This window comes from Mesorhizobium sp. CA4, assembly GCF_020165075.1.
Lineage (GTDB): Bacteria > Pseudomonadota > Alphaproteobacteria > Rhizobiales > Rhizobiaceae > Mesorhizobium.
This window is the reverse complement of record NZ_JAIUHK010000003.1, coordinates 86,032-101,714: the sequence shown is the minus strand read 5'-3', so window position 1 is coordinate 101,714 and position 15,683 is coordinate 86,032. Positions and strand designations below refer to the sequence as shown.

The window sequence follows — 15,683 nt, the reverse complement described above, 5'->3', positions numbered from 1 at the left end:
TGGCCAGTAAAATTTTCGCGACCGCAGCGTCCCGTCAGCGCCCGACGCGCAAGCATGAATTAATATTTGGCGGATCACAGCATCATAATTCCGGTCCAAATACCCACGAAGAGCTGGATTAGCTCGGGTTGCCAATCCCGGCGGCGCGCAAAGACTGGACCAGCCGGTCGGTGAGATCGGCGGGGTATTTGCGGTCGACGAATGTCGCGCGCGGGTTGACGACAAAGTTCGGGAATTCGGCGGTGAGTTCGTTGGCAAGCTCGCGCGCCAGCTTCTCGCGCCCGGAAATCCTCGCGCCGATCAGGCGCGCGGCCAGATAATGCGACTTGGATGACGTCGTGCGCAGTGACTCGCTGGCGATCGCGGCCTTCTTCATGTCACCCTGCATGAAGGCTCCGATGAACAGGCCATAATCCCACCATGTCGGATGGCCGCTGAAGGCCTCGACCGCGTGGCCCAGGATCGGCGTTCCCTCATCATATTTGCCGGCGAAGATCAGCCCGTAGCCATAGGCGGCGGCCATGCCGAGATCATACGGGTTGAGTTCGTAAGCCTTGCGCATCAAACGGATCGCTTCGTCCGTGTTTCCGAGGCGCGAGTTGAGGTAGCCAAAGGCGCGATGCGCGTGCGGGCTCATCGGCCCCATCTGGACGGCGCGATGGGCAAGCGACATGGCCTTTTCGAGCGTCGCTTGCGGTGGATAGGCGTAATGCGCGGTGACGGCTTCCACATGAAGCGCGGCCAACTCCGCGTAGACAAGCGACGATTTGGTGCCTTCGCTGACCAGCTTCTCCAGGCAGCGATACGCAATTTCGTGCGTCTGGGCGCTCATGTCGAGATAATAGCGGTCGTCGAGCACCAGACACCCGATCTGGCTGGTCCGGATGTCGCTCTGGTCAATGTAGCCGTAGATCGCGCCCGAAGCGGGAACGGTCGAGGTGAGAAGGCTGGCGATGTTGCTTTCAACCGCGCCCGGGGCGCTTTCGGCCGATGTCAGGTTGCGCGACAGGAGAACCCGCCCGGTCGCGACGCTCTGCAATTCCACCGTGACGTCGCCGGCAGCGGGCCCGGGAACAATTTCGAAAACGAAGCTGATCGGATCGGCGGACCGATCGCGCGTCGAATCCGCATCGCGCCCGATAAAATCGATGGTGTCGAAACCAGCAAGCCCGGCGCGCAGCGACGACGCGACGCGAGCCGCTTCCGCTCCATCGGCTTTCACCGCAATGTAGATCAGCGGCAGGGAGTCGAATGTCGGCTGGGCAGCGATGCTCGCCGTGCCCGCCGTTTCGACCGTGTCGCCGCCGTCAAGGAAGGCATTGCTTTGACGCACGATAAGCACGCCGAGCATGACAATGACGAGGACCATGGCAGCCCAGAAGAAGCGCAACTGGCGGGTGAGCGATTGCGCAGGTGCCGCCGGCGCCATCAGCGCTGCAGGTTCGCTCGGCGCAGAGGTGTCCAGGCGCCCGGTCGCGGCCGGAGCGGCTTCGGCCAAAGCGTCGGGCCGCTGCGCGATGTTGCCGGAGGCGGACTTGGCGTCGCCAGGCAGCCGGATCGCGTTCAGCTCGTAGGAAGGGACATAGCCGCCGCGCGGAATCGCGATGCGCACTGGCTCGGCGACGCCTTCATTGGCGAAATACTGCTCCAGAAGTTCGCGCAGACGTCCGGCCTGGACCCTGACCACGGCATCGGTGGAGGCATCGAAATCGCCGTCCTTGCCGAAGACGTCCATGGCGATTGAAACGCCTTTCAGCCTATCGGCCTCGCCGGCCTGCTCGCGTTCGACCAGATAGCGTAAAAGCCTGCGGGCACGCTCGGATCGCCCGAACGTTTCGCTGGCAAGCAGTCGCTCCAATGTCTCGCGCACTGCGGGGGCGGCAGGCGGGGCATGCTCCAAGTGTCGAACCTTTCGAAGTCGGCACAGGTTAGGGCGCGATAATATAGCGCTCGCGCCGGCGCACAAGGATGCTTCTATTATGCGATCGCGTAAGCCACCGGAAATTCCTCCGGCGGTTAACGAATGGCAGGTTCGCGTCCGCTTCTGCAGCGTGGCGCAAGCTGGAATGCGCCACGCTGCAGACAGATCCACCCGGTCAGCCTGTCGCCGAGCCGGATCGCTTCACATCAGCTGCTCCGGCGGCCGACGATGCGGTTGGCGGCCGAAACAACGGCTTCCAGCGAGGCGGCGACGATGTTGGTGTTGATGCCGGCGCCGAACAGCTTGCCGCCCGGATACTCCATTTCGACATAGGAGATCGCCGAGGCGTTGGATCCGCGCTGCAGGGAATGCTCGGAATAGTCGAGCACCGACATGTCGACACCGACATGGCGCGAGAGCGCATCGACGAAGCCGTCGATGGGGCCGGTGCCCGAGCCGGTGATGGTCATTTCCTTGCCGTTGTCGAGGATCTCCGCCTCCACGATACGCCGGCCCTTCACCTCGGTATCGGGGAAGGTGCGATGGTCGAGGAATTTCAATCGCGCGCCGGGCTGGTCGACATAGGTTTCGAGGAAACGTTCGTGGATGCGCCTGGCAGGCACTTCCTTGCCTTCCGCATCGGTGATCGCCTGGATCGCCTGGCTGAACTCGATTTGCAGATTGCGCGGCAAATTGAGGCCGTAATCCGCCTGCAGCACATAGGCGATGCCGCCCTTGCCCGACTGCGAATTGATGCGAATGATCGCCTCATAGGTGCGGCCGACATCAGCCGGATCGATCGGCAGATAGGGCACTTCCCAGATGGGGGTATTGGCCTTCTTCAGAGCTTTCATGCCCTTGTTGATGGCATCCTGGTGCGAGCCGGAGAAAGCCGTGTAGACCAGCTCGCCGACATAAGGGTGACGTTCCGGGATCTTCAGCTGGTTCGAATATTCGTAGACGTCCTTCATCCGGTTGATGTCGGAGCAGTCCAGTTGCGGATCGACGCCCTGGGTGAACATGTTGAGCGCCAGCGTGACGATATCGACATTGCCGGTGCGCTCGCCATTGCCGAACAGCGTGCCCTCGACGCGGTCGGCGCCGGCCATCAGGCCGAGCTCGGTGGTGGCGATGCCGGTGCCGCGGTCGTTGTGCGGATGCAGCGAGACGATCAGGTTCTCTCTGGCGTCGAGGTTGCGGCACATCCACTCGATGCGATCGGCATAGACGTTGGGCGTCGACATCTCGACCGTCGACGGCAGGTTGATGATCAGCTTGTTGTCGGCCGTCGGCTTCACGATCTCGGTGACCGCGTTGCAGATCTCCAGCGCGACTTCGAGCTCGGTGCCGGTGAAGCTTTCGGGCGAATATTCGAAGCGGTAGCCACCGCCGGCGTTGGCGGCCATGTCGGTGATCATCTTGGCGGCGTCGGTGGCGATGCGCTTGATGCCTGCGACGTCCTTTTCGAAAACGACGCGGCGCTGCAGCTCGCTGGTCGAATTGTAGAAATGCACGATCGGGCGGTGCGCGCCCTTGAGCGCCTCGAAGGTCCGCGTGATCAGCTCGGGCCGGCACTGCACCAGCACCTGGAGCGACACGTCGGCGGGCACGCCGCCTTCCTCGATGCACCAGCGGGCAAAATCGAAATCCGTCTGCGAAGCCGAGGGGAAGCCGATCTCGATTTCCTTGAAGCCCATGTCGAGGAGCAGCGCAAACATGCGCGCCTTGCGTTCATGACCCATCGGATCGATCAGCGCCTGATTGCCGTCGCGCAGGTCGACCGAGCACCAGATCGGCGCCTTGTCAATGATCTTGTTCGGCCAGGTGCGGTCGGTCAGGCCGACCGTCGGGTAGGATTGGTATTTACGTGCTGCATCCGGCATGTGGCCGGCCGCGCGCTTCCGGCTTTCAGCCTCGCCGGCGCGGATTTCTTCTCGTGCGTTCATCGTCGTTTCTCCCGGCGGCCCGCATGCCCGCTTCAGGCGGATGGGTGGCGAGCGTCGCCTCTACCAAAAAATCGTTCGCTTGATGTGACTTTGCCAAAGTCTGGCCAAGGAGCATGCGCCTTAAGCGGCGGTTTCGACCGCCGGGCGCTCCTTCAGCGAACCCGGCGATCGCCGATAAGGCCGAGAAGAAGCAGGGTCGAGGCGAGCGCGCGCGCGGTCTCGCCGGCAAAGCCGGTGCGAGAGAAGGCGACGGAGCGGACGCGCGTGGTCATGGCGGCTCTCTTACAGGAGCGGCTCGTCGGAGGCAAGCGGGACACAGGGGCGACTGCGCCGAGCCTGGTCCCGTCGCCGGCACCGGCGTCTTCCCCACGGATCGCAAATGCGCCAGACTTGGCCTGAAGGCTTGGCTACCGAGCGAAGTTCCGGGGAGGGGGCGTCCACCGGCGCAGGTTTGGCCTCGGTTAACCTTCCTGGCAGGCGGGGACGGGAGCGACGTCTTGTTCCGGCGCCGATCCGCGACGCAGGCCGAGGAAGACGACGATGGCCGTAAGCACGGTGATGGTCGCCAGCAAGACGAGCAGTCGGTCGAAAGCAGTTTCATAGGCCTGGATGAGGACCGTGGCGCCAGCCGTCGGCAGATGTTGCGCCGCTCCGGCGATGTTGCCGGTTGCCAGCAGCTGGGCCGCCGCGGCCGCTTCGGCGGGCCAGACCAGCGCCTGACAGCCAAGCTGCGTGCCGGTGAAACCGGACAAGGTCGCCATGACGATCGCCAGGGCCACGCCCTCGCTGGCGACGCGGGTGGTGTTGAAGATGCCGACCGCCATGCCGGCGCGTTCCTTCGGCACGACGCTGACGGCGAGTCCGTCCATCAGCCCCCAGGGCAAGGCGATGCCGATGCCGATCAAGACCAGCGGGGCCACCAGCGCGTTGTCCGCCACGGGCACACGACTGAGCCAGACCAGGCCGGCCGCGGCGACGAGGAGGCCCACACCGCAGATTGTGGCCGGGGCGATCCAGCGTGCCACCTGGCCGGCCAGCAGCGGCAAGATCAGCAGCGGCCCGGACAGGCAGATCATCAATTCTCCCGCCTTGATCTCGCTCATCCCCTCGATGCCGATGAAGCGGATCGGCAGGAGCACGAGCAGGACGACGAAGGCATAGGCAGGGGCGGCTGCCAGGAACTGCACGCCGACGAAACGCGGAAAGCGAAACAGCGTCAGATCCAGCATCGGCCGGCGCACCCGCCGCTCGACAATGACGAAGGCCGCAAAGCCGATGACTGCCACGCCGAGAAGGGCGATAACCAAGGGGTTGGCCCAACCGCTCTGCGGCGCCTGAAGCACGCCGTAGGTCAGCGCGGCGAGCGCGACGGTGAAGGTGCCGGCTCCCGCCCAGTCGAGCCCGGATGCATTCGGGTCGCGGGATTCGGCGACGGTGCGCTGGCCAAGCGCGGCGGCGGCAAAGCCAAGTGCCGCCACGAGAAGAAAGATCGCGCGCCAGCCGAATGCGTCGATGAGCAGGCCAGAGGCAACAGGGCCGAAGGCAAGGCCGATGCCGAAGCTGGTGCCAAGGAAACTGAAGGCCCGCAAACGCGATTGCCCGTCGAATTCCTGCGCGAGCGCGGAGGCACCGCCGGCGAAAGCGGCCGCGCCGCCTATGCCTTGGAGGGCCCTGAACAGGTCGAACCAGACGATGTCTGGCGCCAGCATGCAGCCCAGCGCGGCAAGCACATAGGTGGCAAGGCCGGCGAGGAAGATCCGCTTGCGGCCAAGGTTGTCGGCCAATGCTCCGGCGGCCATCAAGCCGGCGCCGAAGGTCAGCATGAAGCTATTGGTCATCCAATTGAGTTCGATCGGATTGCCGCCGAGATCGGCGGCAATGCGCGAAAGCCCCACGGCTGGGCCGGTAAAGCTCAACGGCATCGTCATGGCGGCAAGACAAACCGACAGCAGCACAAGCCATCTGCCGGCCGGGCCGGTTCTGGTCATCAAAGTCATGGATTTTCCTATCCGAGGCGGGATTTACCGGCAGGTCCTGACCGGCACAGCCGATCGCAACGGCAAGATAGGGCGGCGACATTTCCGGCAAAATAGTATTAAATCTCCGTTCATCTCGGAGCAAAACGCTCGAATAGGTTCACCATGGATCGCCTCAACGGCCTTCTGGCCTTCGCCCGCACCGCCGAGCTGGGCAGTTTCGTCGCCGCCGGACAAGCGCTCGGTATTTCCGCCTCCGCGGTCGGCAAGAGCGTCGCCCGGCTCGAGCAGGAACTCGGCGTGCGTCTCCTGCAGCGGAGCACGCGGCGTATCGGCCTGACAGAGGAGGGCAAGCTGTTCAATGAGCGGGTGCGCCGCATCCTAGACGATATCGACGATGCGGAGGCGATGCTGTCGCGGACACGCGAAACGCCGCATGGCCGGCTGCGCATCTCAACCCCCATCGTCACCTATCATCTGCTTTTGCCGGTGCTGTCGGAATTCATGGCGCGATATCCGGAAATCGAGCTCGATATCGATTTCAACGATCGCATCGTCGACGTCGTCGAAGAGGGTATCGACGTCGCGATCCGAAGCGGCGAGCTGCCCGATTCACGATTGGTATCGAGGCCCGTTGCGCCTTTTCGCATGATCTTGTGCGCAGCCTCGTCGTATCTCGATCGGCATGGCACTCCCGGCACGCCGGCGGATCTCGCGGCCCATTTCGGCATACATTTCCGTTTTCTCAACAGCGGCAGGCTGCTCAACTGGCCGTTCATGACCGGGAGCGCCGCGCCGCAGATCCGTTCGATGCTGACCTGCAACAACATGGAGGCGTTGAAGGGCGCCACGATTGCCGGTCTCGGCATCGCCTGCATGCCCGATTTCCTGGTGCGGGAGGCGCTGCATGACGGCAGGCTGCGCACCGTACTCGACGAGCATGTCGACGGACGCGGTCAGTTTCGCATGCTGTGGCCGTCCAATCGCCATCTTTCGCCGAAGGTTCGGGTCTTCGTCGATTTCCTGTCCGAAAGGCTTGCGGCGGGGCGATAGGCCCGGCAATCCAAATGAAGGTCCGCGGGGATGGTCAGTAGGTCGCGCGGCCGCCGGAGAGATCGAAAGTCGCGCCGGTGGTGAAGGAGTTCTCGTCCGACAGCATGAAGACGACCATGGCGGCCGCCTCCTCGACCTCGACGAAGCGGCCGCGCGGCACTTTGCCGAGCATGTAGGCGACCTGCGCCTCGGTGAGCTGCTCGAGGATGCGGGTGCGGGCGGGCGAGGGCGTCAACGCGTTGACGGCGATGTCGTGTCCGGCAAGTTCCTTGCCGAGCGATTTGGTCAGCGCCAGCACGCCGGCTTTTGCAGCGGAATAAGCGGCGGCATTCGGATTGCCTTCCTTGCCGGCCACCGACGAGATGTTGACGATGCGGCCGTAATTGCGCGCGACCATGCCGGGCACCAGGCGCCGGCAGCAATAGAAGACGCCGTTGAGGTCGATGTCGACGATCTGGCGCCAGGCGGCGGGGTCGTAGTCCGCCACCGTCGCCGCCGGCCCGGCAATGCCGGCATTGTTGACGAGGAGATCGACGGGACCGAGCGTCCGCTCGGTCTCGGCGGCGGCGCGATCGACGGCCTCGATTTGCGACTGGTCGCACAGGATCGCTTCAACGCGGCCGAGCGCGGCGAGTTCGGCAGCAGCTTTGCGCATCGCGGCCTGGTCGACGTCCCAGATGGCGACGCCGGCGCCTGACGACAGGAGGCGCCGGGCGACCGCAAAGCCGATACCTTGCGCGCCGCCCGTCACCACGGCGATGCGGCCAGACAGGTCGACGGCATTCTGACGGCGTTCCATGGGCACTCCTCCGTTCCCTTTAGAGCAATTCAGCATCCTGATAGGATTGCTGACCTCCTCTGATTTCTGTTTTACGCAATTCTGGACGGAAAGCCGCTGAGTATTTTTCCTGGAATTCCTTTGGCATTGGATAGCCCGGATCAGGCCCCGACGTTTCGCGCCACCAGTCTGGCTCCGCTTGGCCCAATGAGCAGCACGACCCGGAAGCGCGCCGACTGCAGGGCCATGACGAAGCAGAGGTCGACGTTGTGCGGAGACGGCGACGGTCGCTATCACCACACCGAGGAAGAGCGGCCAACCAGCGGCTTGCCTGCCTTGGTGTTGATAAACGGCTCACCTCCAGCGGTTTGGCCTACAAGACGTGATAAATTGGTCTTCGCATGATGGATGCACGGTCCGCATCAGGTGCTCCAAGCAAACGACAAAGCTGTCCTCGTCAGCCAGCCTTTTCTGGGGCAGGAAGGCCGAAGCCACCCACGGGCTGGGTCTCGATCTGGAATTCGAAGCCGGCGATGAAGGGACGCGCCTTGGCGATCGCCGCCTGGACTTCGGGCAATTGCAGCGAGGCCTTGTGGCTCGCCTGGTCGGTCCACACTTCGGTAACCCAGATCGCGTCGGCGTCGGCCGGATCGGTGGCGATGATGTAGCTCAGGCAGCCGGGAAGCGCGGCGGTGCTTTCGCGCAGCACCTCCATGACCGCATCGCGCTGGCCGCGCGCCGCCCGCATCTTGCCGATCAGTCCGTACATGCCCTTGCTCTCCCTCCAGGTTGCACGCTGCATGAAGTAGGCAATCGCCAGCTCACGGCATCAACTGGCCGCCATTCACCTCGATCACCTGGCCGATGATGTAGCCGCTCAGCAGATCGGATGACAGGAACAGATAGGCGCCGACGCAATCCTCGGGCGTTCCGGCGCGCCCTTGCGGAATGGTGGCGACCATGGCCTTGATCTGCTCGGCGCTCGAATAGCGTTCGTGGAAGGGCGTCAGGATGGTGCCCGGCGCCACCGCGTTGACGCGGATGCCGAAGCCGATCAGTTCCTTGGCCATGCCGCGCGTCACGTTGGAGACGAAGGCCTTCGACGACCCGTAAAGGCCGGCGCCGCCGCCGGCGCCGTTGCGGGCGGCGATCGAGGTGGTGTTGATGATGAAGCCGCCCTGGCGCTTCAGCCATGGTATCGCCTTGCGCGAGGCGGTCAGGACAGAGCGCGCATTGAGGTCCATCACCGCGTCGTAGTGCGCTTCGTCCTGCTCGGCATAGGCGACGCGGCCAAGCATGCCGCCGGCATTGTTGACCAGCCCGTCGAGCCGGCCGAAATGGTTTGCGCTCTCCTCGACGACGCGTTCGACATCGGCAGGTTTCGAAAAGTCACCCTGGACCAGAAACACCTCGCCGCCATCGTCGCGGATGGACCCGGCCAGGTTCTCGGCGGCCTCGCGGCTCGCATTGTAGTGCAGCGCGACACGGCACTTCTGCGCCGCGTAGGCACGAACAAGTGCTGCGCCTATGCCGGTCGAAGCACCGGTGACCAGCACCGCCTTTCCGGCAAGATCGGGGATGGCAAGTGTTGTCATGTCGGCTGGCCTCCGGGTTGCCATCCTTCGTAGGCCATTGCCGGCCTGCCGTTCAAGCCCGGTCGCGCTCAGGGCCTGAGATAGAGATAGCCCTGGTGTTGCAGTTCGGCGAGCTTCACGACGCCGCCTTTCTCGGCAAGCTGGAAGCCCGCCAGCAGGTCGGTCAGTGTGATATCCATGCCGTGCAGGGTATTGCTGCAGGCTTGCGGGACGAGTCCCCGCTGGACAAGGCCGGCGAAGCGGCTGGAAACAGCGCCGGAAGCGCCCTTCGACTTAAAGGCGGCCAGAGCCGGACCGTGCACCACAAGCACGATCTCGACGTTGCCGCCGGTGCCTTCATAGTGGTTCTTGATGTTGCCGAGGACGAAACTGACCTTGTCGGCGTCGCTGAGGTGATAGGCGACTTTCAGCCTTCCCTCAGGCGTTGCCGCATTTGCACGGCTCAGACCGAGCAGGCCCGCGGCGCCTGCGAGACCGGCACGAAAAATGTCACGGCGCAGCATCCTGTCCTCCCTTGCCTTACCCGTTCGCAGAATTTTGCATGGTCCGGGCGATGCTCCTAGATTACTGCGTCTCACGGAAACGGCGAAACGCCCTATCTCCTTGTTTTAACGCAATTCCGAACGGAAACTGCTCACATTTTTCCCGGAATTGCTCTAGCATCAAGCCAGTCCTGTCGGCGGGAGGAGGGATCATATGGCATCGAGGACCGTTGTGGGGAGGGCCATGGCGGGCGCGGTGCTTTGCGCTGCCCTTGCCGCTTTTGCCGGCGCGGCGCGCGCCGAACAACCGCCCAAGCTTCCCGAGCTCAGCCCGACCGGCGCCGACGCCTGCTTCGGCCGCGTTTACGATGCCGCCCATCTGAAGGCGCGTCCGCACCAGAAGGTGGCGCGCATCTTCTTCTACTATGGCCACGACCCGGTCAGCCGGCCGAACGAGGAGCCGAGCACGATGTCGGACGCCGCTTATAACGGCTTTCTCACCACCACGGTGCGCGGCGCCAAGAAGCCGGACTGGGCGGCTGGCTGGTGCAATAAGGAGGACCCGGGCGACATCGCAAGCGGCATCCGCTGCGGCATGGAATGCGACCGCACGCTCGCCTCGCTGAATGTCGACGACAAAGGCCGGCTACTCCTCTCCAACGTACAGCCTGATGTGTATCTCGACGCCGGCGCTGAGGAGGATCTCGGCAAGGCCGAGTACAACAAGCAGGCGCTGGGCAGTGAGGACGACAATTTCAAGCTGGACCCGATGCCGGCCGAGACATGCAAGGCGGAGTTCGCGCGCATCGATCCCATCGACCCGGCGCTTGGCGACCCGCTGCGCGTGCGGCTGAAGCCCAATCAGCCCTTCTGCTTCGGACGCGATTACGACGATGCGCATCTGACGTCGCGTCCCAACCAGCTGACACAATCGATCCGCGTTTTCCGCGGACCGATAGAGCTTGCCTCGTTCGCCGCCGGCGGCGATGCCGCGAACTGGCCGGATGGGGCGGATATCGCCGTTTCGGTGACGACGAGGCAGAAGGGGAAAAAGGTCATGCAGACCTATTCCTGCCAGGGCGAGGCCGACCAGTGGCGTTGTTCGGCCAGTTCGAAGATGAGCGACTTTTCCTGCGACATCTCGCAGAAGGAGATTTTCCTCAAGCGGGGCGCCAACGGCACAATGATGGTCGCGAACCCCAACAATGCGGTGGCAATTGTCGATCTCTGCTCGAAGGCGGCGGAGGGCAAGACGAAATCCGACGACAAGGTCTACCGCCTGAACCCCATGCCGCAGTCGGCCTGTGCGCCGTGACCAGCGCTTCGTCATTCTAGGGCGGAGCAGGAGCGAAGCTCCGTCGCGAAGACCCTAGAATGACGAAGTTGAGACGCTCCGACCAATCTCCAACGTCTGCCATGCTGGCATCGTCAGGCGAAAGGCACCGCCGTGGTGCCTTTCGGCAGCTTGGCCTCGTCGTCCGGCTCGACATGGATGGTGACACGCACCGAGGGGATCTCGGCCTTCAGCGCATCCTCGATGCGGTCGCAGATGACATGGCTGGCGCCGACGGTCATGTCGGCGTCGACGACGAGATGGAACTCGATGAAGGTGGCGCGGCCGGCAATGCGCGTCTTCAGGTCATGCACTTCGAGCGCGCCTTTCGAATTGGCCGAGATGATGTCGCGGATCTGCATGTGTTCCTGGGTGTCGACGGCGCGGTCCATCAGGCCGTTCATCGACGAGCCGATCACATGCCAGCCTTGCCACAGGATGTTGAGCGCGACGATCACTGCCAGCGCCGGATCGAGGATCTGCCAGCCGGTCAGCACTGCGCCGACAAGACCACCGAACACGCCCACCGACGTCACGACGTCGGTCATGATGTGCTGACCGTCGGCTACCAGAGCAGGGGATCTCGCGTTTCGCCCGGCGCGGATCAGCGTGAAGGCCCAAATCGCATTGACCACGGTCGCGGCGCCGTTGACGGCAAGGCCTTCCCAAGGCTGTTCCAGCGGGGCCGGATGCTGCCAGGACCGCCAGACCTCGTTGAGGATGAGCAGGGCTGCGACGACGATCAGCACGCCTTCGAGCACGGCCGAGAAATATTCGGCCTTGTGATGGCCGAAGGGATGGTCCTGGTCGGCCGGCTTGTAGCTGACCTGGACCGCCCAGAAGGCAGCGGCCGACGCAATCACGTTGACGATCGATTCCAGCGCATCGGAATAGAGCGCGACGGAGCCGGTGATGTACCATGCGGCAAGCTTAAGGGCGAGGACGACGCCGGCGACGACGATCGACCAGAAGGCGAGCCTTGCGACCTTCTGCCTGGTCGCGGCTTTTGCTTGCGCCGTCGTCAGCGTCATTGCCGCGTTCATCCCAACGCGCCGCCTCTCAGGCGGCCTTTTCCTTGGCCTTGCGCGGCAGATGCGCGACGATGTTCTCGATGATGCGCATGCCGGCATTGTGGCCGAGCGTCATGATCGATTCAGGATGGAACTGCACCGCTGCGATCGGCTCCTTGCGGTGCTCGAAGGCCATGATGATGCCGTCCTCGGTCTCGGCGGTGACCACGAAGCCGTCGGGCAGGCGCACCGGGTCGGCGAAGATCGAGTGATAGCGGCCGACGGTCACTTCCTTGGGCAGTCCTGAGAAGATGATGCCGGGCTTCGAAACGCGGATGCGCGACGGCTTGCCATGCATGGGGATATGCAACTGCCTAAGCTCGCCGCCATAGGCTTCGGCCAGCGCCTGCAGTCCGAGGCAGACGCCGAAGATCGGCAGGTCGCGGCTGCGGGCTCGTCGGATGGTGGCGGCGCAGTCGAAATCCTTCGGGGTGCCAGGGCCGGGCGACAGCACGACCAGGTCGGGCCGCAGCCGCTCGAAGACCTCCTCCGGCACCGGCGTGCGCACGGTGGAAACGTTGGCGCCGGTCTGGCGGAAATAGTTGGCCAGGGTGTGGACGAAGGAGTCCTCGTGGTCGACGAGCAGGATGTTGACGCCGTCGCCGACGCGCGCGGTGGTGCGCTCGGTTCCCGTGGCGTTGCCGGTCTTGGCGTCGCGGATGGCGGAGAGCATGGCGGATGCCTTCAGTTCGGTTTCGGCTTCTTCTTCCTCGGGCACGCTGTCGAAGAGCAGCGTGGCGCCGGCGCGCACCTCGGCGATACCGTCCTTGATGCGGATGGTGCGCAAGGTGAGCCCGGTGTTCATGTCGCCGTTGAAGTTGACCATGCCGATCGCCCCGCCATACCAGGCGCGCGGGCTCTTCTCGTTCTGCTCGATGAAGCGCATGGCCCACAGCTTCGGCGCGCCGGTGACGGTGACCGCCCAGGCATGTGAGAGAAACGCGTCGAAGGCGTCCATGCCTTCGCGCAGCCGTCCCTCGATGTGATCGACGGTGTGGATCAGGCGCGAATACATCTCGATCTGGCGGCGGCCGATGACGCGCACCGAGCCGGGTTCGCAGACGCGCGACTTGTCGTTGCGGTCGACATCCGAGCACATTGTGAGCTCGGACTCATCCTTCTTCGAGTTGAGCAGCTTCAGGATCTGCTCGCTGTCGGAAATGGCGTCGTCGCCGCGCTTGATGGTGCCCGAGATCGGGCAGGTCTCGACTCTGCGGCCATTGACGCGCACGAACATTTCCGGCGAGGCGCCGATCAGATATTCGTTTTCGCCGAGATTGATGAAGAAGGAATAGGGCGAGGGGTTGATCGACTTCAGCTTGCGCGAGATGTCGGAAGGCTGGCTCTCGCAGCGCTCGTAAAACATCTGGCCAGGCACGACCTCGAACAGGTCACCGCGCTTAAAGCTCTCCATGGCGCGCCGCACCAGGTTCGCATATTCGCCCGGCTCGTGGTCGCCGCGCGGCGGGATACGGTCGGCGGTCTTGAACGGCTCGACTTGGGCATCGCGGGCCATGCCTTCGGTGGAAAAGCCTTCGCCGGAATAATCGTAGCGGTCGGTCCAGGCCTTGGTCGAATAGTGGTCGACGACGAGGATCTCGTCGGGCAGGAACAGCACGAGGTCGCGCTGGCTTTCTCTGCGCTCGAGCTTGTACTCGACAGGATCGAACTGGAAGGCGAGGTCGTAGCCGAAGGCGCCGTAAAGGCCGAGATTGGCGTCCTCGGCGGCCTTGAACAGCGCGGTGATAGCGCGCAGCACCGTGAACACGGACGGAACGCGGCTGCGTTCCTCCTCGGTGAAGACGCGACCGGGTTTGGCGACATCGAGGCGGATGAGCGTCTTCGAGGTTTCGACGATCGTCACTTCGCTGAGTTCGCCAAGCGCCTTGCCGATCACCGGCAGCAACACTTCGCCGCGCTTGTTCAGCGCTTCGATGCGCATCGTGCGTCCCCGCGCGGAAATCACCAGCGGCGGATCGATGATGGCCGTATCCCAGCGCGTGTAGCGGCCCGGATATTCGTAGTTGGAGGAGAACACGGCGCCACGGCGCGAATTCAGACCGTCGACATAGGCATCGATCGCGCCTTCATAGGGCCGGTCGTGCCGCTCGCGGGTGATCGTCACGCCGCCCGCGGTGACGAAGCGCTCGGCCCCGTTGTCCAGAACTTTAATCGTCATTGCCGTCTCCATCAGCGTCTTGGGCAACGGACCCGGGAATGGCGTTAAAAAACAAATGGCCGCCCGGACATTCCGCTGCGGCCACCCTCTTTTTCACGCGCACACGCACGAACAGGCCGCTGTCAGCGAGCCCACCACCAAACGGTCTTGTTCGAACGCATGTTCATGGCGACTCCCATAGCGGCGAATGGTGGTCCATGCAACTGGATTTCACGCCGATGCCGAACGCACAGCCTCAGTCTTCCAGCGTGCCGGAGCGTGCGTCGCCGCTCCTGGCGTCGCCGGCGAGCTTCAGAAGATCCTCGCCGGCGCGGATGATGCGGCGCGAGCGGCGGGTGAGGATGAAGCCCGATTGCGGGGCAAACACTTCCGTGCGGCCGCCGGCCTCGCCGGGCGCATGGACGATCGTCGCCAACCTGTCGCCCTTCTTGACGCGGTCGCCGGGCTTGACGTCGTAAAGGATCGCGCCGGCCTTGGGCGAGGGCATCATGTCGATGTTTTCCAGCGGTACGACCGGTCCGGAAAATTTCTCGAATTTCGGCACGGATGAATCCTGAACGACGCCGCGCGTCACCAGCAGGCGGTAGAGTCCCGCGGCATCCGACGCGGCGAGGGCGGCGTCGACGTCGAGTATGCCGCGATATTCGACCGTGGTGACGGCGCGGCGATCGAAGCGCGCGATGCCCGCGGGCGCGTTCTGGTAGGGCATGATCGAGGCGCCTTCGAACGTGCCGGTATTGTCCTCGCTCCACAGCAGGACGGCTTCGGCGCCCATGGCGGCCGCGCAATCGGCCATATGCGGCCAAAGGCTGGTGTGGATGTAGAGATAGGCGAGACCTTCGTCGTCACAGTGGAGGTCAAGGACGATGTCGTTACCGAGCGAGAGCTGGACGAGCCGGTTCTTCAACCGGCGATCGGCGCCGCCGAGGCTGACATCCGGCAGAAGCCTGGCGTCGGGCGCCGCAAGCAACGGAAAGGAGCGGTTGAAGTTGGTGCGGGTGCCGAGATTGAAGCGGCCCTGGTGCTCGCCGAAATGATATTGCGCGCGGCCGATCGGGTTGGCCCAGGGCACGATGGTGATCGGACCCTTGATGCGTCCCTCGGCCTCCGCCTTGGCCAACATAGGCATCAGCGCGTCGATGGCAACGACGCCCGGCAGCTCGCCGGCATGCAGCGCCGCCTGCAGATAGGCGGAAGGAGCCGCCTTGTCCCTGCCCTCGAAACGCAAGATCGGAAATTCGTAAACGACACCCTCGCTGTCGCCGGCGATGCGTTCGATCGTCTTCTGCATGGGGGGCCTCCGAATGAAGAGGCCACCAAATGCATGTTTGCGGATCGGCTGTCGAGTGG

12 protein-coding genes are annotated in these 15,683 nt (G+C 64.0%); 2 read left to right on the top strand and 10 right to left on the bottom strand.

Annotated elements, in window-relative coordinates:
- Nucleotides 1-118 precede the first annotated feature (118 nt).
- The 3 genes from LB528_RS03500 to LB528_RS03490 form a co-directional block, all read right to left on the bottom strand.
- Nucleotides 119-1,900, bottom strand: a complete 1,782-nt coding sequence (locus tag LB528_RS03500; protein ID WP_224713852.1) for a tetratricopeptide repeat protein — start codon at nucleotides 1,898-1,900, stop codon at nucleotides 119-121.
- Nucleotides 1,901-2,127: 227 nt separating this feature from the next.
- Nucleotides 2,128-3,804 carry a 2-isopropylmalate synthase gene (leuA, locus tag LB528_RS03495; RefSeq protein ID WP_411962094.1) on the bottom strand — a complete coding sequence of 559 codons (1,677 nt, stop codon included), beginning with the start codon at nucleotides 3,802-3,804 and terminating at the stop codon, nucleotides 2,128-2,130.
- A 524-nt stretch (nucleotides 3,805-4,328) separates the two neighbouring features.
- On the bottom strand, nucleotides 4,329-5,864 hold the full coding sequence (locus LB528_RS03490) for an MFS transporter (RefSeq protein ID WP_224713850.1): 1,536 nt from the start codon (nucleotides 5,862-5,864) through the stop codon (nucleotides 4,329-4,331).
- Nucleotides 5,865-6,008: 144 nt separating this feature from the next.
- Here LB528_RS03490 and LB528_RS03485 point away from each other — a divergent pair, with 144 nt between their 5' ends.
- Entirely contained in the window at nucleotides 6,009-6,896 is an 888-nt protein-coding gene (locus tag LB528_RS03485; RefSeq protein WP_224713849.1) for a LysR family transcriptional regulator, read from the top strand.
- A gap of 34 nt (nucleotides 6,897-6,930) precedes the next feature.
- On the opposite strand, the gene LB528_RS03480 is transcribed toward LB528_RS03485, so the two are convergent.
- From LB528_RS03480 to LB528_RS03460, 4 genes are all read right to left on the bottom strand, one after another.
- Nucleotides 6,931-7,695 carry an SDR family NAD(P)-dependent oxidoreductase gene (locus tag LB528_RS03480; protein ID WP_224518598.1) on the bottom strand — a complete coding sequence of 255 codons (765 nt, stop codon included), beginning with the start codon at nucleotides 7,693-7,695 and terminating at the stop codon, nucleotides 6,931-6,933.
- Nucleotides 7,696-8,131: 436 nt separating this feature from the next.
- A complete protein-coding gene (locus LB528_RS03470) occupies nucleotides 8,132-8,443 on the bottom strand; it encodes a putative quinol monooxygenase (RefSeq protein ID WP_224518599.1) in 312 nt (103 codons plus the stop codon).
- Between the two features lie 52 nt (nucleotides 8,444-8,495).
- Nucleotides 8,496-9,269 (bottom strand): SDR family NAD(P)-dependent oxidoreductase, encoded by a 774-nt coding sequence (locus tag LB528_RS03465; RefSeq protein ID WP_224518600.1) that lies wholly within the window; start codon nucleotides 9,267-9,269, stop codon nucleotides 8,496-8,498.
- A 68-nt stretch (nucleotides 9,270-9,337) separates the two neighbouring features.
- On the bottom strand, nucleotides 9,338-9,772 hold the full coding sequence (locus tag LB528_RS03460) for a DsrE family protein (RefSeq protein ID WP_224518601.1): 435 nt from the start codon (nucleotides 9,770-9,772) through the stop codon (nucleotides 9,338-9,340).
- Between the two features lie 193 nt (nucleotides 9,773-9,965).
- Here LB528_RS03460 and LB528_RS03455 point away from each other — a divergent pair, with 193 nt between their 5' ends.
- Nucleotides 9,966-11,066 carry a hypothetical protein gene (locus LB528_RS03455; protein ID WP_224713848.1) on the top strand — a complete coding sequence of 367 codons (1,101 nt, stop codon included), beginning with the start codon at nucleotides 9,966-9,968 and terminating at the stop codon, nucleotides 11,064-11,066.
- A 113-nt stretch (nucleotides 11,067-11,179) separates the two neighbouring features.
- Here the strand turns inward: LB528_RS03455 and LB528_RS03450 are convergent, their stop codons facing one another.
- The 3 genes from LB528_RS03450 to LB528_RS03440 form a co-directional block, all read right to left on the bottom strand.
- Nucleotides 11,180-12,127: a cation diffusion facilitator family transporter gene (locus tag LB528_RS03450; protein ID WP_224713847.1), complete on the bottom strand. Its 948-nt coding sequence runs from the start codon at nucleotides 12,125-12,127 to the stop codon at nucleotides 11,180-11,182.
- A 16-nt stretch (nucleotides 12,128-12,143) separates the two neighbouring features.
- The gene (locus LB528_RS03445; RefSeq protein ID WP_224713846.1) at nucleotides 12,144-14,333 is read right to left on the bottom strand and encodes an anthranilate synthase; all 2,190 of its coding nucleotides are present in this window, start codon (nucleotides 14,331-14,333) and stop codon (nucleotides 12,144-12,146) included.
- A 235-nt stretch (nucleotides 14,334-14,568) separates the two neighbouring features.
- The gene (locus LB528_RS03440) at nucleotides 14,569-15,624 is read right to left on the bottom strand and encodes a succinylglutamate desuccinylase/aspartoacylase family protein (RefSeq protein ID WP_224713845.1); all 1,056 of its coding nucleotides are present in this window, start codon (nucleotides 15,622-15,624) and stop codon (nucleotides 14,569-14,571) included.
- Nucleotides 15,625-15,683: the final 59 nt, after the last annotated feature.